We start from the raw sequence: 23871 nt of genomic DNA, 5'->3' as shown, positions 1-23871 counted from the left end.
ATTAATCAGTCCCGAACGAATATCGAAAGGAGATGAAATAAACACATGCATCATGCTGGCCTCGAAACATTACGTCAATTACAAAGCCGTTTAACGAACGGTCAGCTCGAAGTACAAGGTGCAGAAGGCTATATCGAGGTAGAGTCGTTTACCTTTAATCCCGGCGCCACACCGGAAGAGTTGGCCCGACTACCGAAAGAAACACCAAAAGAAATCGTTCATTTCTTAAAAGTCCATAACGGTGCCCGTCTTTATTTCACGCCGGACGACGGCGGTGGTTTTGAGTTATTTACGATTGGAGACATCTTGACCTATATCCCGATTTGGGAATGTCCGCCGGGCTTCATTCCGATTGGTGCCGGTCCGGACGGCGAATGGCTCGTATGCGAATCAATCAGTGAAGACGACAACCGGATTTGGACCGGTGAATTTCTGACGTACGAAGATCCTGATTTCGAGCGGCTCCCCTTTTCCTTCTTAAGATGGCTCGATTATCTGATCGTTGCGCAGGGAACAATGTATTGGGACTGGTTTCGTTAATACAATCTAAAAAATTATAATATTTCACAAATCTATTTTAGTAATGTGCGGTTTAAAGAGGAGATGGTCTTTCGTCAATTCTTCTGTTTTCCAAAAACATACTTACCATCCCTTTTGAAAAAATAAAAACTCAATCTGGCCGAAGAATAAAATCATTCCCGACCACATCAAGTTTATGGTTCAGTATGAAGATTGTCCACTTGATGATTTCAAGTGAATGACCTTCCGACATCACAGCAAGTACATCTTAAAACGTAAAATCATCGCCATCTTCCGGCACAATCAGTTGGGCAGAAAAGTGATGTTCGGCAGCAAACTGTCTTAACTCCGTTCGAGATAGTGCCCAGTGATTGACGGCTTCCATATGAACGGAAAGAATCGTTGCTGTTGGGGCGGCCTCGTGGACGGCTAAAACGTCTTCCGTTCCCATGACCAGTGATCCTCCTTCAAGAAACTGATTGTCTCCCGCATTGACGACAATCACTTCCGGCTGATGGCGTTGAATCACTTTTTCTACTTCTTCGTACCAGACCGTGTCTCCGGCAATGTAGACTGTTTTTTCATCTTCATGCTTAAAGACGACTCCGCATACCGAACCGGCGATTTCTAAAATAGGTCCTCTGCCGTGTTCCCCTTTAGTTCTCATCAATTGAATCCCTTCAAATACGGTATCTTCTTGTAAAACTTCGACGTGTTGGAATCCACTGTTTCTGATTTCTTGGGCATCCTGTTCATTCTGAGTGAACAACGGGATATCTTTTGATAACGACTCTTTCGCCACATCGTCCCAGTGATCGAGGTGTAAATGCGTGACAATGACGGCATCTGCATCAATAATGGAATCGAGTGAAACCGGTAAGTCCGTCAACGGATTTTTTTGATCTTGTCGTGCCGAATTTGGAAACGCCGGGTACGCCCCTTTGTCTGCTAAAAACGGGTCAATCAAAAATGTTTTACCGGCATACTCCAATTTTAACGTTGCGTTACGGATATGTTGAATCTTCATGTGTACCACTCCTTTTCGATGTTAGGAGCCTAGTATATAATTGGAACGTCATCCCGATACAGAGCTTGCTGAAGGTCTTTTTGCTGTTTTACTTTATTTATGAAGGGATTTGAAATTGTGTTGGATCAGACGGACTTACAAATCATCGACGAGCTTTCCCAGAACAGCCGGATCACGATGAAAGAGCTGGGTCAAAAAATTCACTTAAGTGGACCGGCAACATCTGCCCGGGTTTTGAAATTAGAGGAACAAGGCATCATTGAAGGATATACGATTCTTCTCAATCCTTTTAAAATGGGTTATACGATTCATGCGATGATCAGTATTTACACGAAGGATACCCACCATCAACCGTATCTCTCGTTCCTGAAGAAACATCCGTTGTATGTTCTTAATAATTATAAAATCAGCGGGGACAGTTGTTATCTGCTCGAATGCCGCTTTCCATCCAACAAGGAACTGGATTCGTTTTTAACGGAATTGAATGAGCATGTGAATTATCAGTTATCAATTGTAATCAACAAATGAGCGAATACGACTTCATGATGATGAACACACGAAAGCCTTGCCTCCGTTAACCGGAAGCAAGGCTCTTTTTTATTGCCATGATATTTTTCTCTCTATATAGATACCTTTAGATACCTTCGTAAGCAAGTTCCATGATTTGACGAAGTTCCGTCACAAGCGGCATTTTCGGATTCGCCGTCGTACATTGATCTTCAAATGCATCAACAGCCATCTTGTCGAGTTTCGCTTCAAAGTCGGCTTTTTTGATGCCCTGGGCTTTGAACGACATCTTAATGTTGAGGCGTTGTCCGAGTTCGCTGACCGCTTGGATAAACGATTCGACACCTTGTTCTGTTGTGGCAGCCGGCAGACCGAGGTAACGCGCGATTTCCGCATACCGTTCATCCGCGATGAACGACTCGTATTTCGGGAAAGCAGCCAGTTTAGTCGGTTTTGTTGCATTGTAGCGGATGACATGCGGCATCAAAATCGCATTTGTCCGACCGTGCGGCGTGTGGAACTCTCCGCCGATTTTGTGGGCAATCGAGTGGTTGATGCCGAGGAAAGCATTCGCAAATGCCATTCCCGCCATCGTAGAGGCATTGTGGACTTTTTCACGGGCTTCGGCGTCTGAACCATTATCGTAAGCACGTGGCAAGTACTCAAAGATCATCTTGATCGCTTTTAATGCCAGTCCATCCGTGTAGTCATTCGCCAGGACTGAGACAAACGCTTCCGTTGCGTGGGTCAGGACGTCCATTCCGGTATCCGCTGTAATGGAAGAAGGTACTGTCATGACAAACTCCGGATCAACAATCGCGACATCTGGTGTCAATGCGTAGTCAGCAATCGGGTATTTGACGTTTTTCTCTTTATCGGTGATGACGGTGAACGGTGTGACTTCCGATCCTGTACCGGACGTCGTTGGAATCGCGACGAACTTCGCTTTGTTACCGAGTTCCGGGAATTTATAGGCCCGTTTGCGGATATCCATGAATTTTTGGCGTAAGTTCGAGAATGTTTCGTTTGGCTGCTCATAGAACAACCACATGCCTTTCGCAGCATCCATCGCTGATCCGCCACCAAGAGCGATGATCAGGTCTGGTTTAAAGTCACGCATCGCCTGGGCACCGACTTGGACGGTTGTTACCGATGGATCCGGTTCGACCTGGTCAAAGATCCGGTAGCTGACGCCGGCCGGCAAGTTACGGATAACTTTGTCGGCATAGCCGAACTCGACCATCGATTGATCGGTGACGATCAATGCCCGGGAAACATTTTGGATTGCTTTCAAGTATTGCACCGAGTTTTTTTCAAAGAAAATCTTTTCCGGTACTTTGAACCACTGCATGTTCACGCGTCGTCTCGCCACCTTCTTGACATTGAGTAGATGTTTCGCGGTTACGTTTTCAGAAACCGAGTTTTTCCCGTATGAACCGCAGCCGAGTGTCAACGACGGTGTCAATTCATTGTAGAGATCACCGATTCCGCCGTGGGCCGATGGGCTGTTGACGAGAATCCGGCAGGCTTTCATTCGAAGACCAAACGCTGTCATCAACTCATCATCCGTTGTATGAATGACGGCTGTATGACCAAGTCCACCGATTTCAAGCATCCGTTCCGCGACATGGAAGGCATCATTCGTTGAGGCAACGCTGTATGCACCGAGAACCGGACTTAATTTTTCGTGTGATAACGGTTCTTCCGCTCCGACTTTTTCCAGTTCTGCGACCAGCATCACTGTATTGCTTGGAACATCGATACCGGCTTTCGCGGCGATCCAAGTGGCAGGCTTCCCGACGATATCCGCATTGACGGCACATGTATCGGTTTTGATGACGAGTGCTTCGAGACGTTTTTTCTCGTCCGGTGTACAGAAGTAGCAACCGAGGGCTTCCATTTCGGTCCGGACTTCGGCATAAATTTCCTGATCGACGATGACCGCTTGCTCGGATGCACAAATCATCCCGTTATCAAATGTTTTCGAGAGGACCAAATCACTGACGGCCCGTTTGATTTTTGCTGATTTTTCGATGTAACACGGGACGTTCCCCGGTCCGACACCAAGCGCCGGTTTTCCGGTTGAGTAAGCCGATTTGACCATGCCGGCCCCGCCTGTTGCAAGGACCATTGCAATGTCCGTATGGTTCATCAAGACTTTTGTTGCTTCAAGGGACGGTTGTTCGACCCACTGGATACAATCTTTTGGTGCACCGGCTTTGATGGCCGCGTCGCGTAATGTTTTGGCTGCTTCGAGGGAACAGTTTTGAGCCGACGGGTGGAACGCGAAGATGATCGGGTTCCGTGTTTTAATCGCAATCAACGCTTTGAACATCGTGGTTGATGTCGGATTCGTCACCGGTGTGACGCCACAGACGACACCGACCGGCTCCGCGATATACGTCAGACCGTTTTGGACATCCTCTTCCAAAATCCCGACCGTTTTTTCATTCCGGAGACTGTTGTAGATGTACTCCGTCGCAAACATATTTTTAATCATTTTATCTTCAAAGACACCGCGTCCTGTCTCCTCGACCGCAAGCCGGGCCAGTTCGACGTGCCGTTCGAGACCGGCGAGCGCCATGTCGCGGACAATCGTATCAATTTTTGTTTGATCAAATGTCAATAATTCTTGAAGTGCCGTTTGACCTTTCGCGACGATTTGATTGATTGCTTGTTCGACAGGTGTGACTTCTGATTTGATTTTTTCTTTGACAGCCATGTTAGGTTTCCTCCCTATTTTGGAACGAATCTGAGTCTGCAATTCCCTATTAGATGTTAGGAATGCCAAGCTGATCTTAAATAGTTTGTGCTTTCCTTCACAAATCAATCATACCGCCTTTTGTTTCATTTGTGCATGACTATCCTGTGAACTATTTCACATTTTTGAGAGCGTTTTCAATGAAAGGACTTGTTCTGACGTAACAGTCTGTCTTTTCGATTGATCACTGTGATAACTGTCACAGCAAAATAGAAATCTGCTTGTCTGACCAATCGTCCATCGTGTACGCTAGGAATAGTTCCATCATTCATTTGTCTTAAAGGAGGAAGTTTCATGTCAGTCGTTAATCAAATGCTTGCGTTTAATCAACAGTTCGTCGAAGAGAAACAATACGAACCATTCATCTCGGATAAGTTCCCGGATAAGAAGGTTGTGATTCTGACCTGTATGGATGCACGCTTGACGGAGCTCCTTCCTCACGCACTTGGTCTCAAAAACGGTGATGCGAAAATCATCAAAAATGCCGGGGCTGTCTTGTCCCATCCATTCGGATCCGTCATGCGGTCGATTCTCGTCGCCCTCTACGCCCTTGGAGCAGAAGAAGTCATTGTCATCGGACATCATGACTGCGGCATGAGCACAATCGATCCGGCAAAGATGATTTCTGAAATGCAGGACCGCGGAATCAATGAACAAGTCTTGCACACGCTTGATGCTTCCGGCGTCGACTTGAAGCAATGGTTGCGCGGCTTCACATCAGTCGAAGAAAACGTCAGCCACTCGGTCGGATTGATTAAAAATCACCCGTTGTTGCCGCCGGGTACAGAAGTTCACGGACTCGTCATCGATCCCGGGACAGGTAAACTCGACCAGGTTGATTGCTAAATGACGTTTTAATGAAGAAGAAAGGTATGGCCGGCCGTCGGTCATACCTTTTTGTGTTTTTTTCTTGACAGCTAAAAGAACGGTCTGTATGATACTTTAGTATAGTACAGTGATACCAAAAGAAAGCGTGGTTTTAGTTTATGTTTAATGCAGTCATTATTGCCGTTGTTCTATTATTTGTTTTAGCCATCTTCCGCGTCCACATCGTTCTCGCGATGGTCCTCAGTGCCGTCGCCGGCGGATTGATCGGCGGTCTCGGCATCAATAAAACGATCGCGACGTTCGCTGAAGGACTTGGCGCAGGGGCTGAAATCGCCCTCAGTTACGCGCTCCTTGGTGCGTTTGCTGTCGCCTTGTCAAAAACCGGCCTTCCGGATGCCTTGGCGCACGCCTTGATCAAACGGTCAAAAGGATCGGCTGACGCTGCATCGGTCAAGAAGTTGAAAGGCTTCATCACGTTTGCAATCCTGTTGCTCGCGATCAGCTCGCAAAACGTTTTACCGATTCACATCGCCTTTATCCCGATCATCATTCCGCCGCTCCTTGGTCTGTTTAATGAGATGAAAATCGACCGTCGGATGATTGCGATCGTCATGACGTTTGGTCTCGTCACACCGTACATGTTCCTGCCGGTCGGCTTCGGGGATATCTACTTGAACCAGATTCTTCTGCCAAACATCTCGAAAAACGGGATGGACACAGCCGGTGCTTCTGTCATTCAAGCAATGGCGATTCCGGCACTCGGAATGCTTGTCGGTCTGTTGATCGGTCTCTATATTTACCGGAAACCGCGCGAATATGAAATGCGGAACATCGCTCCGGACGACTATGAGATTCCGGTCATTACAAAAACAAAACTGTTCTTAAGTGCTCTCGTCGTCCTTGCGACACTCGCCGTGCAGTTGACGACAGAATCGATGATTTTCGCTGCAACGACAGGTCTTGTCCTGTTCCTCGTCCTTCGTCTCGTCCGGTTCAGTGAAGCGGATGACGTCATCACCCGCGGTATGCGGATGATGTCATTCATCGGATTCGTCATGATTTCAGCGAACGGATTTTCGAATGTTCTCCGTAAGACAGGCGACATCGATCCACTCGTCGAAAATTCAAAGTCGTTGATGGGTGATTCACAATTCGTTGCCGCTGTTGTCATGCTGTTGATCGGGCTGCTTGTCACGATGGGAATCGGTTCAAGCTTCTCGACCGTTCCTGTCATCGCCGCGATTTTCGTTCCACTCTGCGTCCAGTACGGATTCAGCCTTGAAGCGACGATTGCCATCATCGGAACGGCCGGTGCCCTTGGTGATGCCGGAAGCCCGGCATCCGATTCGACACTCGGTCCGACCAGCGGACTGAACGCTGACGGACAACACGATCACATGCGGGAAACGGTCATCCCGACATTCCTGCACTACAACCTGCCGTTGATTATCTTTGGAACGATTGCGGCGATGGTGTTATAAGAATCATTCATAAAAGAACCAATGCCTCGACAGGTATTGGTTCTTTTTCTAAAACATTTTGTTCCATTAACCGCGCGGTGCCTTCCACTAAAGATGCTTCACGGATATTTGTTTCACCAGATTAAAGATTTTTTCTTCCATTTTCCGACTTTCTTCTCTAATATAAAGGAATGAAGTGAATTTGAAGGAGTGTTACATGTGTTATCTCAAGTTGTGAATAACGTTTTATTATATCTCGCTGACTTAGGGTATTTCGGAATCGCTCTCGGATTGATGATTGAAATCATTCCAAGTGAAATCGTCTTGTCTTACGGCGGATTCATGATTTCCCAAGGAACGATCGGTTGGCCGCTCGCTGTTGTTGCTGCTGTCATCGGCGGTTTGTTTTCGCAATTATTTTTATACTGGTTCGCCCGTTATGGCGGTCGACCATTGATTTTGAAATATGGAAAGTACCTGCTGATTACGGAACACCATCTTGATCTCGCAGAACGCTGGTTCCTGAAATACGGACAAGGTGTCATTTTCGGTGCCCGCTTCATCCCGGTCGTCCGTCATGCGATTTCGATTCCAGCCGGTCTCGCAAAAATGGATCAGACGAAATTTTCACTTTATACAATCCTCGCCATCATTCCCTGGTCGATTCTTTTCCTCTACCTCGGTGAGACGCTCGGCACGAACTGGCGCTCCATCAAAGAAGTGGCTGCACCTTATACGAATGGTGTCCTGATTGCTGCTGTCGTGATGATTCTTGTATATGTCTTCCTGAAAAAGCGTCAACGTACCACTTAATTCAAGTTTTGCAGTCTGTCCTTCGCGACAGACTGTTTTTAAAAAGGAGCGACTTATCTTGGATACTTCCAACACATTAAAAATTCATCTTGATCGCGTGACGGCGTCTCAAGTTACCGGAAAACACGTTGCCACAGGGCTGACGATTTCAGGACAAATCATGATGATCGAAGAAATCTATGACACGAAACGCCGTAGAAACGTTCTGCATGTCCATCGCCTGCATGATCAATGGCGGACAACGACGATCGTCGCTCAGGCTGAAACAGATTTCAGTTATGTCGACTCATTTTCTGACGGACGGATTCTTCTTGTCGCTTCCCGTTGCGACGATGATATTGACGGTTCTTGGTTGCCAAATGCTTTTATCTACGATCAAGCCGGTCACCTCCTCGATAGTTTTTGTCTTGATGACGGGATTCAAAACGTCCATATTGATGAAAAAAACCAAATTTGGGTCAGTTACTTTGATGAGGGCGTCTTTGCCGATGCTGTGACCAATTCAGTTGGTTCATTCGGCTTGGTAGTATTCGATGAGTTTGGACAAGCCGTTTTTAAGAATAAGGATTATCCGATTGATGATTGTTATGCCCTGAACGTCTGCGCGTCTGACGATGCCTGGTTCTTCTACCATCCGGATTACCGCATCGTCCACTTTCATCAAGGCACCAGTAAAAGCTATCAGGTCCCGCTTCGCCATTTTTCAGATTTTGTCGTTCAAGGGGAATATTTGATTTCAACAGATAATGAGTATACGTATTTGTTACAGCAGCAAGGCGATGCATACGTCGAAAAAGCCCGGATCCTGTTCGAGTCGGAAAAAGGCTCTTCGCTTCAAGGAACGATCAAGATGCGTCAAAATCGAATCGTCCTCTCCACGGATACCCGCCTCTATGCCGGTACGTTTATGGATTTCATTCCAGAATGACCAGTTGTCGAATCCCTTCATTTCGAAGCGGTTCGGCTTTTTCATTTCCTTTCATTTTTCTTCAGAAAAATAATAATGTTTTCAGAAAAAGCTTTCAATTCTCTTTTTTAAGATAGTATACTCATGGTTACAGTGTTTCGAACTGGTCTTACAAGTTCGATATTTCTTAATTTTTTTGTACATGGGGGTACTTATGGATTCGAATTTAAAACGTGAACTGACAGCAAGACAAGTACAAATGATTGCTCTTGGGGGGACAATCGGCGTTGGTCTATTTCTTGGATCGTCCAGTACGATTGCCTGGACTGGTCCATCCGTCATTCTTGCTTATATGTTGGCAGGGGCCTTCATCTTTTTGATCATGCGTGCCTTAGGTGAGATGGTCTACACCCATCCACACACGGGATCGTATGCGAAGTTCGCGAATGATTACATCCATCCCGCAGCCGGATTTATGACGGCGAGCAGCAACATCTTCAACTGGGTCATCGTCGGCATGAGTGAAGTCATCGCCGTCGGGACCTACATGCGTTTTTGGTGGCCGGATTTACCGACCTGGATTCCGGGCATCGTCGTCATCGTCATCCTGACACTGGCAAACCTCGCCTCCGTCAAAATGTTTGGTGAACTCGAGTTTTGGTTTGCCTCCGTCAAAGTCATCACGATTCTCCTGATGATCGTCGCCGGTCTCGGGATTATTCTATTCGGTTTCGGAAACGACGGGACGCCAATCGGCTTCTCTAACCTTTGGTCGCACGGCGGCTTTTTCACGAACGGCTTTAGCGGCTTCTTTTTCGCCCTTTCGATCGTATTCGCGTCTTATATCGGCGTTGAACTGATTGGTGTGACCGCTGGCGAGACCAAGGATCCGGAAACGAACATCACCCGTGCCATCAACGGCGTCATTTGGCGAATTCTGATTTTTTATGTCGGTGCCATCTTCATCATCGTCACCGTCTATCCATGGGATCAACTGGCAGATCTCGGGAGTCCATTTGTCGCGACGTTTGCGAAAGTCGGGATTACGGCAGCAGCAGCTGTCATCAACGTCGTCGTCATCACGGCTGCGATGTCCGGATGTAACTCGGGTATCTTCAGTTCCAGCCGGATGATTTATACACTCGCGGAAAAAGGACAGATGCCGTCACTGTTCCTGAAGGTCAATAAAAACGGTATTCCCCTGTATACGGTGCTTGCCGTATCAGCCGGTATCTTCGTCGGGATCATCCTCGACATCGTCCTGCCGCTGTTCCTCGGGAAAGATACGAACATCTTTGTCTATGTCTACAGTGCCTCGGTCTTACCAGGAATGGTACCCTGGTTCGCCATCCTGATCAGTCACATCCAGTACCGGAAAATCGAAGCGGACCGGATAGCCGATCATCCGTTCAAGATGCCGGGCGCACCATTCACGAACTACATTACGATTGTCATGCTGTTGATCGTTCTCGTCGGGATGTTATTTAACGATGAGACGCGTGTCTCGATTTTAATCGGAATCGTCTTCCTGATTCTATCCGGCATTTACTACGTCGTACGCACACCTAAATCGTCTTAAACAGAAACGCTGCTTCCGGCTTGTTCAGTCGGAAACAGCGTTTTTGTCATTTCTTCAAGGCTCCGCGCGCATTGAGTTCCGCAAAGACGACCATCGCAATACTCAGCACGGCAGCGACGAGGACACCCTGCGTATAAACACTCCAGTCAATCGTCGGACGTAACAGGACTGCCCGCATCCCTTCCATGATATACGTCGTCGGATTGATCGTCGCGGCAATCTTGAGCCACTCGGCTTCGATTAGATCTTTCGGTACGAATGTCGTCGACAGGAAAATCAATGGGAAGAACAGGAGCGTACCGGCTTGCGCCGCCTGCGCGTTTCGCGTCTTCAAAGCAACGCCGACGGAATATCCGGCAAAGGCGAGACCAAAACTGAGTGCCAAGATAATCGTCAGGAAAAATCCGCTGATGCCTGCCGGAATCGACAGACCGAGCAAAAAGCCCATTCCGAAAATCAATAATGTCTGAACGAATAATTGCAACATCCCGGCAAGCATCGGGCCGAGGACGATTGCCGTCCGCGAGACCGGCAGGATGAAGTTCAGGTAATCCACTCCTCCGAACTGCGGCAGACTGGAAATGCCCGACAGACCGCTCGTGTAGACAAGCAGGAAAAAGACGCTGATGATCAAGTTTGGAATGAACGAAAACGGATTCCGTAACGTCACGAGCAGACTGCGTTTCGTTAAGAGCAAAGTTTCGCGCCACATGTCAGCTCTCCTTCTTATAGGCCTGACCCGTCAGTTGAATGAATACATCATCGAGCGACGGCTGTTTGACGACAAGCGAACGGGCCGTCAAGTGCTGTTCATCGAGATAGCGGACGACCTGTTTCAGCGTCTCTGTCCCGTTTGACGGCAAAATGATCAGACCTTTTTCAATCCGCCCGTCAAACGCCTGCCGGAAAGCCTCGCTCGACTGCTCCCCTTCAAGGACAACCTCGATTCGTTCTGTTCCGTTTAATGCCTTCAACTCTGCCGCCGTTCCTTCGGCAATCAGCTTTCCGTCATTGATGATGGCAATCCGATCCGCCAGCTGATCGGCTTCTTCTAAATACTGTGTCGTCAAAAAAATCGTTGTCCCGTATTCTTCATTCAATCGTCGGACTTCGGTCCAAATTTGCTGACGGCTTGCCGGATCCAGTCCGGTCGTCGGTTCGTCGAGAAACAAAACGGTCGGTTGATGGACAAGGGTCAATGCCAGATCAAGCCGGCGCTTCATCCCGCCGGAGTACGTTCCGGCGCGGCGTTTTCCGTCTGCCGATAATCCGACGAGCTCAAGCAGTTCAACGGCCCGCTCGACGGCTTTGTCGTGCGAAAAGCCAAACAGTTTCCCTTGCAGCACCAGTAACTCCTCACCTGTCAAATCATTGTCGATGCCTGTTTCCTGCAAAGCAACACCGATTTGCAACCGGACATCCTTTTGATTTTGTTGAATGTCGTATTCATTGATTGTCGCACTGCCGGACGAGACCGCGATCAACGTCGTCAGCATTTGAACGGTCGTCGACTTCCCGGCGCCGTTCGGACCGAGAAAGGCAAAAATTTCTCCCTGATCAACATGAAAGGAAATCTGATCGACGACTTTTTTCCCGTTGTATTCCTTTGTCAGCTGGTCTACTTCAATCATGCTTATCCGCCCTTTCGCTTATCAGACAATCGTTCAGTTACTTCCTTATCTTTACCCGATTTTTAAACGATTGCACAAAAAATGGACAAATCCAAAACTGGATTTGCCCATCAGTTGCTTTATTTAGATGGCATCCTGAACGACTGAAGCCACACACCATTTTTCTTTTAAAGCTTGAATCCGTTCTTTTCCTTCATATGAATTCATCCATAGATTCATCACGTCGAGGACTTCCGTCTGATGATCCTGGATCAGGTAACTTTTTTCAGCCGGAATCCACTTTTCATGAATCTTCGGCGCCCCGAGCCGCGGATCGAGCGACGCATAGTAAATCGCTTCAACCGTATCCGTAATCATGACATCGACCTCCCCGGTAGCGACTGCTGCCGGGATGGTCAGGTTATCAGCATACATGACGATACGGGACTGATCAAATGTCTGCCGGACGAACTGTTCATTTGTCCCTCCCGGATTTAAGCCGATCGTCACATCCGGACGATTGATGGCTTCAATGGACGTCAACAGGTCGAGATCCGTCCTTCTGACAAGAGGCGTCTTTTGGAACGACAGGTAGCTTTTCGTAAAGTCGCCGACGATTTCGCGTTCGATGTTTTTCGTGACGCCACCGACGACCATATGAAATTTCCCGGCACGTAAATCACGGGTCAAGGTTCCCCATGTTGTCGCGACGAATTCGACTTCGAGTCCTGCCACCGCGGCAAACGAGCGGATGACATCAATATCGAATCCTTCGTACTGGTTGGTCTGACGGTTCAGGTACGTAAACGGTTTATAATCCCCGGTCGTCCCGACGACAATCTTTTTTGTCATGAAGACGTTTTGTTTCCCGACGCTGAATGAACCTGCCGCGTCTTTTAATCGTGTCGCTACCATGAGACCGGAAAGCAACAGACTTCCTCCAAGTGCTAACCCTCGTTTATTCACTCTGCTCGCTTCCTCTCTCTGTCTGACGCTGTGTTTTTGTATAATACTCAAAACAGTATCATATTGTTCTATCCGTTCCAACAATTTTTTGATTATTTCGTCAAAAAGCGCCGATGTTCTCCCGTCAAGTCCTCTTGATTGCAGAATACACGTACTTTCTTTCATACTGACGAAGAACGTATCAACGAATGGGAGGAATGAAAGATGAGTAACGTATTCATTATTGGAGCAAACGGTAAAGTCGGTCGACAGGTGGCGAAACAATTAAGCGGATCGAGTCACGATGTCCGCGTCGGGTTACGCTCAAAAGAGCAGTACGCCGATTTTGAAGCACTCGGGGCAACACCGGTCGCTCTCGATTTAGAGCACGATGTCGCATCGATTCAAGATGCCATCCAAGGCAGTGATATCGTCATCTTTACAGCCGGATCCGGCGGTCACACCGGCGCGGATAAAACCATTTTGATTGATCTTGACGGAGCGGCAAAAGCAGTAGCGGCAGCAGAAGGGATTCAAGCGAGCCAGTTCATCATGGTCAGCGCCTTGAACGCTGATTCCCCGGAAACGTGGTCCGACAGCATGAAACCGTATTACGTCGCGAAACATTACGCCGATCGTCTGTTGCGTGAAAGTTCGCTCGCTTATACGATTCTGCGTCCGGGCGGTTTGACGGATGAGGCGGGTACAGGTATGGTCACAACCGATCCGACTTCAACGGACGAAACAACGATTGCTCGTGAGGATGTCGCACGTGTGGTCGTGGCATCAATCGGTCAAAAATCGGCCTACCATCAAACAATTCCTTTATTAACCGGTAACACGGCAGTTGCTGAACTGTTTGCCTAATCAAAAAAAGGGCTGATCCGGTCAGGATCAGCTCTTTTTTATTTCAGGAAGCCCGGTTGACCTCAACAACATGTGCCTGTTCCCGCCGGACGGACGTCACTATCAGGGTGACCGCCAACGTAACGAGCAGAATAACGGCAAGTCGCAACACGTAGACCGAGATATCTCCATCAAAATACAGCAACCGGGTTAATCCGCCGACCGCGTTCGGAACCGGCAGATAATGACCGATCGTCTGATAAAACGGAGCGAGCATCGAAGACGGAACGATATTGCCCGCTGTCATGAGTTGAAACGGAATCAAGGCAACGTTCACAAGCGGCGCAATCGGACCAAATATCGCAAAGTTCATCTGCGTGATGCTGATACAGGCTGCTGTCAACAACAGTTGGAACGCCCAGACTTTCAAGAAGGATGTCTCAATCTCGGCAAAGGCAAACGCAAGTGACACCATGACGAGTGGAACGATCAGCAGGACAATCCCGTGCAACAGTTGTTTACTCCAAAAGAGTGACCACTTTGAAAAACGTTTTTGTAAAATTTGCGTCACGAGATTAAACTGGATTCCCATTGTCATGACGGCAATATAGATTACGAACCCGAGCAACAGAGGCAGCATCGACACTGAGAAATCGGATACTTGGTGTTCGATGATGATATCCGACCGGACAGCTGGTTGGCCGTTTATCCCTTGGGTGATTTCAGCCGTCGCCTGTTTCAGAATACCGTTCGCAAACTCGGCATTCGCTTGATTGACGTGAAACGTCATCTGCTTCTCATCGGTTAAATCCGCAGCAAGCACCATCTCGACTTTTCCAGCATCCAGTTGTTTCAGTCCTTCCGCTTCGGACGAAACGGCTTTGACGGTAAACGGACTATCCGCTTTGAGGTTTTTATATAGTCCTTCCGTCGTTGTATCTTTGACGACAGCAATCCGTAACTGATCCAGCCGCTCCGTCGCCCCGTGGTAACCGGTCATCCAAACGACAAGGAATAGGACCGGTACAATCAAGGCAAACATTAATCCGACTTTCGTTTGTGTAATCGACCATACGTCTTTAAAACTCTTCATGTAATTTGCTCTCCTTTTATATATGCATTACTTATAATAGCATGTGCAACTATTAATCCAAAAAGAGAAACCACTTACGTCACATTTTTGTAAATGGTCTCGAGTGTCTTGATGAATTGTTTGATCTCTTTTTTCGTCAGACCGGAAAACGCCTGTTGTTGGAGTTCATCGAGTGCCGGTTCAAGCAACTGAATCGTTTGAATACCCTCTTTTGTCGTCAGTAAAATGAAGGCTCTCCGGTCTCTTGGATCTGCCGAACGAATGACAAGCCCTTTCTTGACAAGCTTATCGAGGATTTTCCCAACTGTCGTCTGATCCCGCTCAGTCGTCAAGGCGAGCTGTTTTTGTGAAATGCCTTCTTGTTTATGCAGTTCACTTAAGACTGAAAATTGTTCCGGCGTCAGACCATGTTGTTCCATCCGTTTTGTGGCCGCCCGTTTAAAAGACAGATAGCTGCGTGACAATTGCATACCCAGTGACCAATCCGATTCTTTCATGAAGACTCCCCCACTTCCGGTATAATAGTTGCACTACTTATTATTTCAACTTATTCACTATATGCCGGAAATGGTGGATTGTCAAATCTCTCTTTTTCTTTATCATGTTTACAAATTAGGACGTATAGGATTTAATCGACTCAACATGTTCATCCTTCACCTGTTGCTCAACTTGGGATTGTTGCTTGAGTTGTTCATAGACCGCATCGACCTGCGCTAGAGTCAAACGATTAACAGTCGCCAGCTTCTTGATCGTCCGCCGTAAGTCATTCCGTTTAATGACATGAACGTGGCTCGAATCCACCGTGGTTTTTTTGAGTTCACAGCGTTCACTGAAGACGATGACCGATTGGAACACTTCTTCTCCGACCGTGCCTTCCAAAAACCGTTCCATGCTCTTCAAGTGTTGTTCATTTTGTTTGATCGGATTATAGAACTTTTGTTTGTAGCGGTTTTTAAACATCTGGGTCCACTGCCGGTCCGCTTCTTTTCCGAAAATCCAGCCGCTGTAATTTTTCGATTCGAGTACATAAATCCCGCTCTCATGAATAAACGTCACATCGATTTCCGTCAATCCTTTTCCCCGTGCTTTCGGCACGTACGTATTCATGACAAACTTCCCGTATCCGCCGACTTTTTCAAGTTGTCGGGTCGTTAAATACTCGCCCCAAATCCCTTTGTCGCGAACGGCTTTCAGAAACTGTTCCTGCGTGACCTGCTTATATGTACTTTTCTCAAACGAACGTCTGCGGAAGTAAAATAAACTTCCGAGCGTGACGGCAAACCCGACCAACAGGATACCTCCTGAAAGAAGTAACATCGGAATCAACGCCGCTAACAAATCTTCCACACTTTTCATTCCTTCCTTTTTTAAACCCTTAATTTTCCACTATTCTAGAATAAACGGTATTCTTTTCAATTTCCACTAATTGTTACATCATTTTTAGTATGATACGGTAAACAAAAGGAGGCTTCTTTCATATGGACTCATTTTTATCAATTTGGTTGCCTTTGATCCTCTTGATCGTGTTCTGGCAATCCGTATCTCAACAACTGGCGAAGCAACGGGTCATGCAACAACAGCTTCTGCGCGAACTGACCCGGATTCAGGAACATCTCGGGATGACGGATGCGGCGAGCAGTCATACCTTACTCAATGAACAAATCCGTCAGCTTCTTGCTGATTACCAGACGGTCGAAGCCGTTAAACTCGTCCGGGAAACGCTTGGTTACCCGTTGCTCGAAGCGAAACAATATGTCGATGCGATCAAAGAAAATTCATCTGACAACCGTTAAACCAACCAAACAGGCAGGTCCTCCTATTTCGGAAGACCTGCCTGTTCGTGTGTTCAGCGGACTTGTTTTAATTAAGTCACCTGAATGTACTCTAAAATGCATGATACTCAAAAAAAAATAACCGGATCATTCCTCTCTGTCAGAAAGGAATGATCCGATTTACGTTTAACGAACCTGTTTTACTTTAATCATGAAACCGGGCCCGCGTCTTGGGATCCGGCAACAGACACTGCTGTTTTTGTCCGAACCATTCGTGCCGATGCTCGGCTACGAAATCATAGACGACATCCCGTAACGGTCGCGGCAACCATCGAAAAGCCGACAGAAGCGGCCAGGCACTGTTTAAATGCTTCGTAATCTGAAGCGCCGCATCTGATTTGACGTATGGCACGCCCTGTTCGATGACGACGACACTGTCTAAATCCATCGACAGCCGGTGTTTTTCAATCAGCTGTTGACCAAGTGTCCCTTGCAACGAAGCAAACTCGTAATAACCTGGATCACGTTTTAAGATGAACTGGACACTGGCATCACATAAATTGCAGTCCCCATCAAATAAAATCAGTGGTTTCATGTCTTCTTCTCCTTACAACTGAATCAGAGTCAGTCCCGTGCCGCCAAACGATACAGTAAATCGAGCATTTCGATATACAACCAGATGATCGTGACGATTAAACCGAACGCCGCAACCCACTCCATCGATTTCGGCGCACGGGCCTGGACTTGTTGCGAGATAAAATCAAAGTCCATCACGAGTGACAGTGAAGCGACAATCACGATGACGAACTGAATCCCGATCGCAAGCGGTGAACTGCCCGTCATGAACGGCAGATCAACACCAAACAAAGCGAGCAAGAAGTTGACTCCGTACAAGACGAGAATCGACAGAATCGCTGCCGTAACGGCCGAGCGGAAACGTTGTGTTACTTTGATCATGCCCGTCGAATAGACGAACCACATCGCAAACGACACGACGAATGTCGCGAGGACCGCCTTACCGACTAACCCCGGATACATGCTTTCGAACATCAGTGAAATCGCTCCGACGGCGACCCCTTCGACAATCGCGTAGACCGGTGAAAGTACCGGAGCGGTCCGTGGTTTAAATGTGATAATCAGCGCAAGAATCAACCCGAGGACGACTCCTCCGATCAAGGCCGGTACTAAAAATTGTGGATTAGCGGCTAAAAAGAACCAGGTTCCACCGGCTGCTGCCGTGACGAGCGCTAGCAAGAGGAAAATCTTACTCATCGTCCCTGCCTTCGTCATTGGCCGTTCACCGGCACGCGCCGTCTCAAAACCACGGCGTAAGGCTGGATTCACTTTAAAACGTGTTGCCATCTTGCGTTCACTCCTTCTATTTTTCTATTTCTTATTACGGTTGTTTCCCGGAAAAGTTTCAGCTTAACCAACTATTTAACGCATTTAGTTGCAGCATCACGACCGGAATCGACGCTTTGGCTGAGACCAGATGCGACGTTGCCTGTCCGACCTTCCCTGTCGTGACGAACGATTCATGCATGATGCCTTCCCCAATCGGTCCAAACGGATCACTGTCGATGATGCGGTGCTGATAACGAACGAAAATTTCTTCATCCCCTTGTTTCACTTTACATCCCGATTCCTCGAGCGGGCGGTCGATTCCGTATTCGGCATAATGCCAAACGGTCGTCGAATCCCACGGCGACCCTATATGAAGAATTTGTCCATCCGCTTCGATGAACTTTTCTAGCGGAGAACCGGGACCAAATCCGTTCTCGATCGTATGACCCGCGATAAACATTTCCGCGTCTTTTCCCCAGGCGGTGACCGACCACATCGGGTGGGCACTGCGTTTGACGTCCGGGAACGTCCGGAACAGTTCCGGCACCTTGCCGATACTCCGGGTTGGTGTCTTCGCTGGATCGTACGCCGGCATTTCCTGACGGATCGTTTCCCACCAGTCTTCCGGAACAACAGGACGGCTCCAGTTTTTTGGATCCGAATTATCCGTACTCTGTGCTGCCATCATGATCAGACCGTCTGCTGTGACGACCTCTTGCAATGCTTCAATGATCGATTGTGCGCCGCCCGGAATCCAACCGATTTCCTTCATCGAGCTGTGGACAAACACTTTCATGCCCGGTGTCACACCAAGCTGTTTTAAATCAACGATCAATCTTGATTTCGTGACCATTTGTCTTGTTTCCATCTCGCACCCCTTACTCGACGACAAGGCGAATCGTCGATCCTGTTTTGCCTTGCGTCACTTCAATTTTTGCATCGACCCTCGATTTCAGTTCCTGCACGTGGCTGATGATTCCGACCATCCGGCCGCTCGCCTGGATGGACAGCAGGGTCTCGATCGCCTGTTCAAGCGATTCCGGATCGAGTGTGCCGAATCCTTCATCGATGAACATCGTCTCGAGCGATACGCCGCCGCTCGCTTCCTGTACGACTTCCGATAAACCGAGCGCCAACGCGAGCGATGCCTTAAAACTTTCCCCGCCGGACAACGTCTTGACGTGGCGTGTCTGTGACGTATAGGCGTCAAAGACGTTTAAGTCGAGACCATATTTCTTCAAGCCTTTGCCGGCTTCCGTCTTCCGTTCGAGCAGGAAACGTCCGGATGTCATCCCGTGCAAGTGACGGTTCGCCGCTTGCAGGATCTCATCGAAATAAGCGGTTTGGACATACGTCTCAAACGTCATCCGCTGGGCGTTTTCACCGACCCCGACCCTTGCCAGTTCGCCGATGATACCGTACCGCGCATCTTCCGCCTCGATTTGTTGCTGAAGACCCGACCAGGCATCGACCAGTTGTTGAATGTGTCCCCGCTCTTTTTCGACACCAATCCGGTAATCGACGGCTGTTGAAAGCTCCGTCTCCGCCTGCTTTACGACCGGACGTAAGTCAGCGAGATCCGGACGGTCCTGTTGCTGAATCAGTTGCCGGAGACGTGTCAGACCGGTTTCGACATCCTGCCGGGTCCGACGGTCGGTTTCAAGGTGTTTCGCCAACTGTTCCATTGCTTGACGTGACATCCGCGCCTGCTCGAATTGTTCGACTGTCTCAAACCGTTCTTCCTGCAGACTCCGCGCTAAAACGACTTCTGCGTCCGCATGCTTCGCCGTATGCATCGTCAATCCTTCTTCGACGTGTTGCAGACGTCCGCGGCGTGCGGCGATGTCCTGATCGAGCCGTTGTTTTTGCTGCTGTCCTGCCGTCCGTGCTGCTTCAAACTCCGCCAACCGTTTTGTCAGTGTCTGTTGCTCATTTTCCAGATCACGCCGGGACGGGGCGTCCGGATTTCGGTTCAGCATCCCTTCGAGGCGTGCGAGTTCGAGCAGCAGTTTCGACTGCCGGTCCGTCTCTTCCTCGATTTTCCGGTCTGCCTGCTCCAGCGACTTCTCAATCGTCCGCAGCTGTTGTTCCAGCTCCTGTCGGCGTTCCTGTTGTTGCTGCAATCTGCTTTCTTGGACTTTCAAGTCGGCAATTTCCGCACGAATCACGGAACTATCGGTCGGAATGGCCTGTCCGTCCGCCAGCGTCGAAAGTTCCTGTTCGAGCTGACGTTTTCGTTCCGCGACCGTCCGGTACGTCGCCTGCAATTCCTGGTGCGCCGATTGCGCCGTTAAATAGGCTTGATGCAGGGTTTCGATATCCAGCGCTTCCGTTTTGACCGCCAGTTGCGGATGAGTCGCGCTGCCACAGACCGGACACGCTTCTCCGTCATGCAGATGCTCCGCCAGCTCCGCGGCGAGTTTCCGGCGTTCATGTTGCCGTCCTGTCGTATATGTTTTTTCCGCCTGTTCTTTTTCCGCTTTGACACGTGTCCCCTGCTCAATCAGGCGGAGCCGTTCTGTTTCATTCCGTTGCCACTCGGCATGTTTTTGCTCGATTGACTGCAGGACAAACCGGCGTTCCTGGAGGGTCAAGCGGGCCGTCGCGTCATCGGACAACGTCGCGATTTCCGCCTGTAACCGGGTCCGGTTACTTCGTTGCCGGATCCGCTGTTCGCGTAACGCGTCCGGATTCAACTGTGCGACGGTACGCTGTAGATCCTGTTGTTGCCGGATCAATTGTTCCTGATCCTGCAGACGTTGCAGTTCGTCGGTGATCTGCTCCAGTCGCCGGGCTGCTTCACGCATCTCCGGTTCCTGTACTGTGATTTGTTCGATTGTCCGGTTGACCTGTTCCAGTTGTTGTTGCAAGTGCTCAAGTTCCGACTGGACCGTCCGTTTCGTATTGGTCAATTGTCCGACTGTCTGCTCCTCCGCCTGAAACGTTTCGTACACGCTTTGAATTGCGGCGGCCCGGGAAGCCGCATCGTACTGTTCTTTCTGACGTGACGTTTCCGGCAACGTCAAAGCCAGCCGTTGCTCGAGCTGCACCAATTGATCGTACTCGATGAATGTCTGCTCAAGTTGTTCCGCCTGACGCAACCGTTCCGTCAACTGTTCAAGCGTTTGACGTCCCGTCTGTTCCACCGTTTTTGCCTGCCCGATTTTTTCGTCAAGTGTCGTAAGTAATGTATCGGTCTCATGACGGATCGTTGTTTCCGTCGCTTCCGACCAGTTGAGCTGAAGCGGCAATTCTTCAAGCTTCGCCAGCTGTTTCGTTTTCGTTTCTTTGATCGTTGCCGCAAGATCCAACGCTTTCCGGTGCAGCCGCTGTTGAAACTCACCGTAATGTTCCGTCTTGAACAATTGCTTAAGAATCTGCAGTTTGTCCTTCGACTCCGCCATCAACAGTTCCCGAAACTTGTTTTGCGGAAGCAACAGGATTTGTGAAAACTGTTTGTGGTCGAGCTGCAACAATTCCTGGACCTGTTGGCGGATTTCCGGAATCTTCAGCGCAAGCGGTTTCCAGCTCGTTCCGTCATGCCGGGCGAGTTCCGCTTCATGGCCGTAGTCCGTCTTATTGACCGGATGCGGCTGACTCGGTTGCCGGATGATCCGGTAACGTTCGCCTTTTAACAGAAATTCCAGTTCAACTTCCGTTTTGTCTTCCGGTTTCGCGAAATGACTGCGCAAATCGCTCATTTCCCGTTCTCCGCCTGACGTCTCGCCGTATAAAGCAAACGTCAACGCATCAAAAATCGTCGTTTTTCCGGCACCGGTATTTCCGGAGATGACGAACATCGTCCGTCCACCGAGTTCCCGGAAATCAATCGTCTGTTCGTCGGCAAACGGCCCGAACGCACGTAGTGTCAATCGTTCTGGACGCATGAAGCTTCCTCCTCTAAGACGGTTTGCATCGCATCCGTTGGTTGTTTTTCCCGGACCGCTTCATAAAATTCACGGAACAGATCGGTTATCGTCGCCTCCTGGACCTGATCGCGTGACGCCTGGACCGCGCGTGTACTTTCCCGGGTGAAGCCGGTCCGTTCAAGATGGAGAATGTTCGGATAGAGCTTTTTCAGTTTCCCCATCGGATCGATCAACGCCTCGGCATCCGTCAGGTTGATTTTGATATAATCATCTGTCGCTTGTGTCGCAACGAATACCGGATCCGTCAGTTCAGCGAGACTGCCGGTTAGTTCGCGTAAATCACGTTTGGCCGGCAACGCTTCAAACCGCCGGTCAAATGTCCCGCTGGCATTCAACGTCAGGATATCGACGCCTTTGACATGACTGGCTTCCGAAAACGAATATTTCAACAACGAACCGCTGTACCGGATTGTCTCCGATTTGATTGCAAGTGGATTATGCAAATGTCCGAGTGCCGTATACGTGAACGGAGCAAATGCACTGGCGCTGACTTGTCCCGCTGTACCGACCGACAACTGACGTTCGGAATCGGTCTCAAGTCCACCGATGACAAACGCATGCCCGACGAGGACGCTTGGTCCCTCAAGCTCCATCGTACTGATGATTTTCCGCATCGCGTCATCATGCGTCCGGATTGTTTCATCCTGATAGACATACCGGACGGTCGCCGGATCTGCGAACGGAACCGGATAAAATCGGACGCCTTTGATCTCCACCGGTTCGATCGTATCCGTCAATTTACCGGCCAGGTGCAGACCCGCCCGTTCGAGTAACGTCGTTCCGAAACTCAGCCGTTCCGCTGAATCATGATTACCGCTGATTGCGACGACCGGAATTTTCCGTTCGAGCACGATGTCGGCTAAGACCGTATCGAGCAGTTCAACCGCTTCCGTCGGCGGGACGGCACGGTCATACAAATCTCCGGCAATGATGACTGCGTCCGGCTGTTCCCGGTCCAGCAACCGCAAAAATTCCTGAAGCGCGGCGCGTTGATTGTCGAGCATCGATTCCCCGTGAACGATTTTCCCTAAATGCCAGTCGGCCGTATGAATCCATTTCATATCTCATCACGCTCACTTTTTCTCTATAATATCCTTATTTTAGCATGACTCGCGTCGTTCTGACGATGCTGTGAACGATTCTAAAACAAGTAAAACCCATGGATGGACCAGGGATTATACCCGGTCCATCCATGGGTCGCTGTAGACGTTATGTGTGAAAGGTTAGCCCCTGCTCCGTAAGCAACTGTTTTAGTTTCGGTATCGAGGACGGTCCGATTCCGTGCCACTGCAATAGTTCTTCTTCCCGGTAGGTCGCTAAAATCTTTAATGACGTTACTCCATGTTCGCTTAGGGCACGTTGCGCCGGTGTTGAGAGGATCACAAACGGATTTGCCTCCGGTTTGTCTGAATTCATTCTGGTTTCCTCCTGACAGATTAGACAAAAATCGCCTTCCTGTTTGGCCGGAAGGCGGTTTTTCGGACGACTGATCAGTCATCTTCAGTGGGTATGGCGCTTTTGCCGAAATCGTTTGACCGACGTGAAGATGGATACGGATCCTCCGATGATTGCTCCGACGACGATTCCCGTTGTAAATTTTCCTCCGGGATTCTTCGCAGAACCCGGTTCGGTTGCTGTTATATGTTCTTCCTGTTTCTGCTCGAATAACTGTTGGAGAGGGGAGGATGTAGGCTCGACTTCGACAATCCGGTCAACTTCCTGTTGACGGTCTTCCCGGCGTTCGACGCTGCAAGGTGACAGATAGAACGGATTCAGGTTCGTCCGATACCGGTCTGGATTCCAATTCGCTTGCTGAACAGCTTCAGCTGCATGGTCTGTCCGCTTCGTCTGATCCAATGGCTGGATCGATTGATCGAATTCTTGTTTCATCGTAATCACTCCTCTTCGCATTCAATTCCACCAAAAAAGCT

At 48.9% G+C, this 23871-nt stretch carries 24 protein-coding genes; 9 read left to right on the top strand and 15 right to left on the bottom strand.

Features of this window, described 5'->3' with window-relative positions:
- The first annotated feature begins 45 nt into the window (after positions 1-45).
- A complete protein-coding gene (locus R7V76_RS10225) occupies positions 46-540 on the top strand; it encodes an SMI1/KNR4 family protein (protein WP_318092377.1) in 495 nt (164 codons plus the stop codon).
- 247 nt (positions 541-787) lie between these two features.
- Here R7V76_RS10225 and R7V76_RS10220 read toward each other — a convergent pair whose 3' ends face one another.
- A complete protein-coding gene (locus tag R7V76_RS10220; RefSeq protein WP_318092376.1) occupies positions 788-1546 on the bottom strand; it encodes an MBL fold metallo-hydrolase in 759 nt (252 codons plus the stop codon).
- 117 nt (positions 1547-1663) lie between these two features.
- Here R7V76_RS10220 and R7V76_RS10215 point away from each other — a divergent pair, with 117 nt between their 5' ends.
- Positions 1664-2074 (top strand): Lrp/AsnC family transcriptional regulator, encoded by a 411-nt coding sequence (locus tag R7V76_RS10215; RefSeq protein ID WP_318092411.1) that lies wholly within the window; start codon positions 1664-1666, stop codon positions 2072-2074.
- A 106-nt stretch (positions 2075-2180) separates the two neighbouring features.
- Here R7V76_RS10215 and adhE read toward each other — a convergent pair whose 3' ends face one another.
- Positions 2181-4775, bottom strand: coding sequence for a bifunctional acetaldehyde-CoA/alcohol dehydrogenase (gene adhE / locus R7V76_RS10210; protein ID WP_318092375.1), 2595 nt, complete (start codon positions 4773-4775; stop codon positions 2181-2183).
- A 333-nt stretch (positions 4776-5108) separates the two neighbouring features.
- Here adhE and R7V76_RS10205 point away from each other — a divergent pair, with 333 nt between their 5' ends.
- The 5 genes from R7V76_RS10205 (at position 5109) to R7V76_RS10185 (ending at position 10401) form a co-directional block, all read left to right on the top strand.
- Positions 5109-5660: a beta-class carbonic anhydrase gene (locus R7V76_RS10205; protein ID WP_012370131.1), complete on the top strand. Its 552-nt coding sequence runs from the start codon at positions 5109-5111 to the stop codon at positions 5658-5660.
- Between the two features lie 140 nt (positions 5661-5800).
- On the top strand, positions 5801-7123 hold the full coding sequence (locus R7V76_RS10200) for a Na+/H+ antiporter family protein (RefSeq protein WP_318092374.1): 1323 nt from the start codon (positions 5801-5803) through the stop codon (positions 7121-7123).
- Between the two features lie 198 nt (positions 7124-7321).
- Positions 7322-7915 carry a DedA family protein gene (locus R7V76_RS10195; protein ID WP_012370129.1) on the top strand — a complete coding sequence of 198 codons (594 nt, stop codon included), beginning with the start codon at positions 7322-7324 and terminating at the stop codon, positions 7913-7915.
- Positions 7916-7973: 58 nt separating this feature from the next.
- Positions 7974-8843, top strand: coding sequence for a hypothetical protein (locus R7V76_RS10190; RefSeq protein WP_318092372.1), 870 nt, complete (start codon positions 7974-7976; stop codon positions 8841-8843).
- Between the two features lie 193 nt (positions 8844-9036).
- Positions 9037-10401: an amino acid permease gene (locus tag R7V76_RS10185; protein ID WP_318092370.1), complete on the top strand. Its 1365-nt coding sequence runs from the start codon at positions 9037-9039 to the stop codon at positions 10399-10401.
- 46 nt (positions 10402-10447) lie between these two features.
- Here R7V76_RS10185 and R7V76_RS10180 read toward each other — a convergent pair whose 3' ends face one another.
- The 3 genes from R7V76_RS10180 to R7V76_RS10170 all read right to left on the bottom strand — a co-directional run bounded on the left by R7V76_RS10180 (position 10448) and on the right by R7V76_RS10170 (position 12977).
- Positions 10448-11113, bottom strand: coding sequence for an ABC transporter permease (locus R7V76_RS10180; protein WP_318092369.1), 666 nt, complete (start codon positions 11111-11113; stop codon positions 10448-10450).
- Position 11114: 1 nt separating this feature from the next.
- Positions 11115-12032, bottom strand: coding sequence for an ATP-binding cassette domain-containing protein (locus R7V76_RS10175; RefSeq protein ID WP_318092367.1), 918 nt, complete (start codon positions 12030-12032; stop codon positions 11115-11117).
- Between the two features lie 123 nt (positions 12033-12155).
- Entirely contained in the window at positions 12156-12977 is an 822-nt protein-coding gene (locus tag R7V76_RS10170; RefSeq protein WP_318092366.1) for a transporter substrate-binding domain-containing protein, read from the bottom strand.
- 204 nt (positions 12978-13181) lie between these two features.
- Between R7V76_RS10170 and R7V76_RS10165 the strand changes: the two genes are divergently transcribed.
- A complete protein-coding gene (locus tag R7V76_RS10165) occupies positions 13182-13823 on the top strand; it encodes an SDR family oxidoreductase (RefSeq protein WP_318092364.1) in 642 nt (213 codons plus the stop codon).
- Between the two features lie 43 nt (positions 13824-13866).
- On the opposite strand, the gene R7V76_RS10160 is transcribed toward R7V76_RS10165, so the two are convergent.
- The 3 genes from R7V76_RS10160 to R7V76_RS10150 all read right to left on the bottom strand — a co-directional run bounded on the left by R7V76_RS10160 (position 13867) and on the right by R7V76_RS10150 (position 16251).
- Positions 13867-14895, bottom strand: a complete 1029-nt coding sequence (locus R7V76_RS10160) for a YhgE/Pip domain-containing protein (RefSeq protein ID WP_318092363.1) — start codon at positions 14893-14895, stop codon at positions 13867-13869.
- A 74-nt stretch (positions 14896-14969) separates the two neighbouring features.
- Entirely contained in the window at positions 14970-15392 is a 423-nt protein-coding gene (locus R7V76_RS10155; RefSeq protein WP_318092361.1) for a MarR family winged helix-turn-helix transcriptional regulator, read from the bottom strand.
- Positions 15393-15507: 115 nt separating this feature from the next.
- Positions 15508-16251 carry a nuclease-related domain-containing protein gene (locus R7V76_RS10150; RefSeq protein WP_318092359.1) on the bottom strand — a complete coding sequence of 248 codons (744 nt, stop codon included), beginning with the start codon at positions 16249-16251 and terminating at the stop codon, positions 15508-15510.
- 122 nt (positions 16252-16373) lie between these two features.
- Here R7V76_RS10150 and R7V76_RS10145 point away from each other — a divergent pair, with 122 nt between their 5' ends.
- Positions 16374-16688, top strand: coding sequence for a hypothetical protein (locus R7V76_RS10145; protein ID WP_318092358.1), 315 nt, complete (start codon positions 16374-16376; stop codon positions 16686-16688).
- A gap of 184 nt (positions 16689-16872) precedes the next feature.
- On the opposite strand, the gene R7V76_RS10140 is transcribed toward R7V76_RS10145, so the two are convergent.
- From R7V76_RS10140 to R7V76_RS10110, 7 genes are all read right to left on the bottom strand, one after another.
- Positions 16873-17262, bottom strand: coding sequence for a thiol-disulfide oxidoreductase DCC family protein (locus R7V76_RS10140; protein WP_318092357.1), 390 nt, complete (start codon positions 17260-17262; stop codon positions 16873-16875).
- Between the two features lie 29 nt (positions 17263-17291).
- Positions 17292-18029, bottom strand: a complete 738-nt coding sequence (locus R7V76_RS10135; RefSeq protein ID WP_318092356.1) for a Bax inhibitor-1/YccA family protein — start codon at positions 18027-18029, stop codon at positions 17292-17294.
- 58 nt (positions 18030-18087) lie between these two features.
- Entirely contained in the window at positions 18088-18879 is a 792-nt protein-coding gene (locus R7V76_RS10130; RefSeq protein ID WP_318092355.1) for an aminoglycoside N(3)-acetyltransferase, read from the bottom strand.
- A 10-nt stretch (positions 18880-18889) separates the two neighbouring features.
- On the bottom strand, positions 18890-21898 hold the full coding sequence (locus tag R7V76_RS10125; RefSeq protein WP_318092354.1) for an SMC family ATPase: 3009 nt from the start codon (positions 21896-21898) through the stop codon (positions 18890-18892).
- The gene (locus tag R7V76_RS10120; RefSeq protein ID WP_318092353.1) at positions 21880-23001 is read right to left on the bottom strand and encodes an exonuclease SbcCD subunit D; all 1122 of its coding nucleotides are present in this window, start codon (positions 22999-23001) and stop codon (positions 21880-21882) included. The genes R7V76_RS10125 and R7V76_RS10120 overlap by 19 nt, the downstream gene beginning before the upstream one ends.
- Positions 23002-23149: 148 nt before the next feature.
- On the bottom strand, positions 23150-23356 hold the full coding sequence (locus R7V76_RS10115; protein WP_318092352.1) for a hypothetical protein: 207 nt from the start codon (positions 23354-23356) through the stop codon (positions 23150-23152).
- A gap of 84 nt (positions 23357-23440) precedes the next feature.
- Entirely contained in the window at positions 23441-23830 is a 390-nt protein-coding gene (locus R7V76_RS10110; RefSeq protein WP_318092351.1) for a hypothetical protein, read from the bottom strand.
- Positions 23831-23871 lie beyond the last annotated feature (41 nt).

This window comes from Exiguobacterium artemiae (assembly GCF_033342815.1).
In the GTDB taxonomy this organism is placed as follows: Bacteria; Bacillota; Bacilli; order Exiguobacteriales; family Exiguobacteriaceae; genus Exiguobacterium_A; species Exiguobacterium_A artemiae_A.
Note: the sequence above shows the minus strand (reverse complement) of the source record. Positions and strands in the feature narration are given on the sequence as shown.

Excerpts from the sequence above, each read along its gene's own strand:
- R7V76_RS10225 (WP_318092377.1), top strand. The coding sequence starts at position 46 with ATGCATCATGCTGGCCTCGAAACATTACGTCAATTACAAAGCCGTTTA.
- R7V76_RS10220 (WP_318092376.1), bottom strand. The coding sequence starts at position 1,546 with ATGAAGATTCAACATATCCGTAACGCAACGTTAAAATTGGAGTATGCC.
- adhE (WP_318092375.1), bottom strand. The coding sequence starts at position 4,775 with ATGGCTGTCAAAGAAAAAATCAAATCAGAAGTCACACCTGTCGAACAA.
- R7V76_RS10205 (WP_012370131.1), top strand. The coding sequence starts at position 5,109 with ATGTCAGTCGTTAATCAAATGCTTGCGTTTAATCAACAGTTCGTCGAA.
- R7V76_RS10200 (WP_318092374.1), top strand. The coding sequence starts at position 5,801 with ATGTTTAATGCAGTCATTATTGCCGTTGTTCTATTATTTGTTTTAGCC.
- R7V76_RS10185 (WP_318092370.1), top strand. The coding sequence starts at position 9,037 with ATGGATTCGAATTTAAAACGTGAACTGACAGCAAGACAAGTACAAATG.
- R7V76_RS10180 (WP_318092369.1), bottom strand. The coding sequence starts at position 11,113 with ATGTGGCGCGAAACTTTGCTCTTAACGAAACGCAGTCTGCTCGTGACG.
- R7V76_RS10175 (WP_318092367.1), bottom strand. The coding sequence starts at position 12,032 with ATGATTGAAGTAGACCAGCTGACAAAGGAATACAACGGGAAAAAAGTC.
- R7V76_RS10165 (WP_318092364.1), top strand. The coding sequence starts at position 13,182 with ATGAGTAACGTATTCATTATTGGAGCAAACGGTAAAGTCGGTCGACAG.
- R7V76_RS10160 (WP_318092363.1), bottom strand. The coding sequence starts at position 14,895 with ATGAAGAGTTTTAAAGACGTATGGTCGATTACACAAACGAAAGTCGGA.
- R7V76_RS10155 (WP_318092361.1), bottom strand. The coding sequence starts at position 15,392 with ATGAAAGAATCGGATTGGTCACTGGGTATGCAATTGTCACGCAGCTAT.
- R7V76_RS10150 (WP_318092359.1), bottom strand. The coding sequence starts at position 16,251 with ATGAAAAGTGTGGAAGATTTGTTAGCGGCGTTGATTCCGATGTTACTT.
- R7V76_RS10145 (WP_318092358.1), top strand. The coding sequence starts at position 16,374 with ATGGACTCATTTTTATCAATTTGGTTGCCTTTGATCCTCTTGATCGTG.
- R7V76_RS10140 (WP_318092357.1), bottom strand. The coding sequence starts at position 17,262 with ATGAAACCACTGATTTTATTTGATGGGGACTGCAATTTATGTGATGCC.
- R7V76_RS10135 (WP_318092356.1), bottom strand. The coding sequence starts at position 18,029 with ATGGCAACACGTTTTAAAGTGAATCCAGCCTTACGCCGTGGTTTTGAG.
- R7V76_RS10130 (WP_318092355.1), bottom strand. The coding sequence starts at position 18,879 with ATGGAAACAAGACAAATGGTCACGAAATCAAGATTGATCGTTGATTTA.
- R7V76_RS10125 (WP_318092354.1), bottom strand. The coding sequence starts at position 21,898 with ATGCGTCCAGAACGATTGACACTACGTGCGTTCGGGCCGTTTGCCGAC.
- R7V76_RS10120 (WP_318092353.1), bottom strand. The coding sequence starts at position 23,001 with ATGAAATGGATTCATACGGCCGACTGGCATTTAGGGAAAATCGTTCAC.
- R7V76_RS10115 (WP_318092352.1), bottom strand. The coding sequence starts at position 23,356 with ATGAATTCAGACAAACCGGAGGCAAATCCGTTTGTGATCCTCTCAACA.
- R7V76_RS10110 (WP_318092351.1), bottom strand. The coding sequence starts at position 23,830 with ATGAAACAAGAATTCGATCAATCGATCCAGCCATTGGATCAGACGAAG.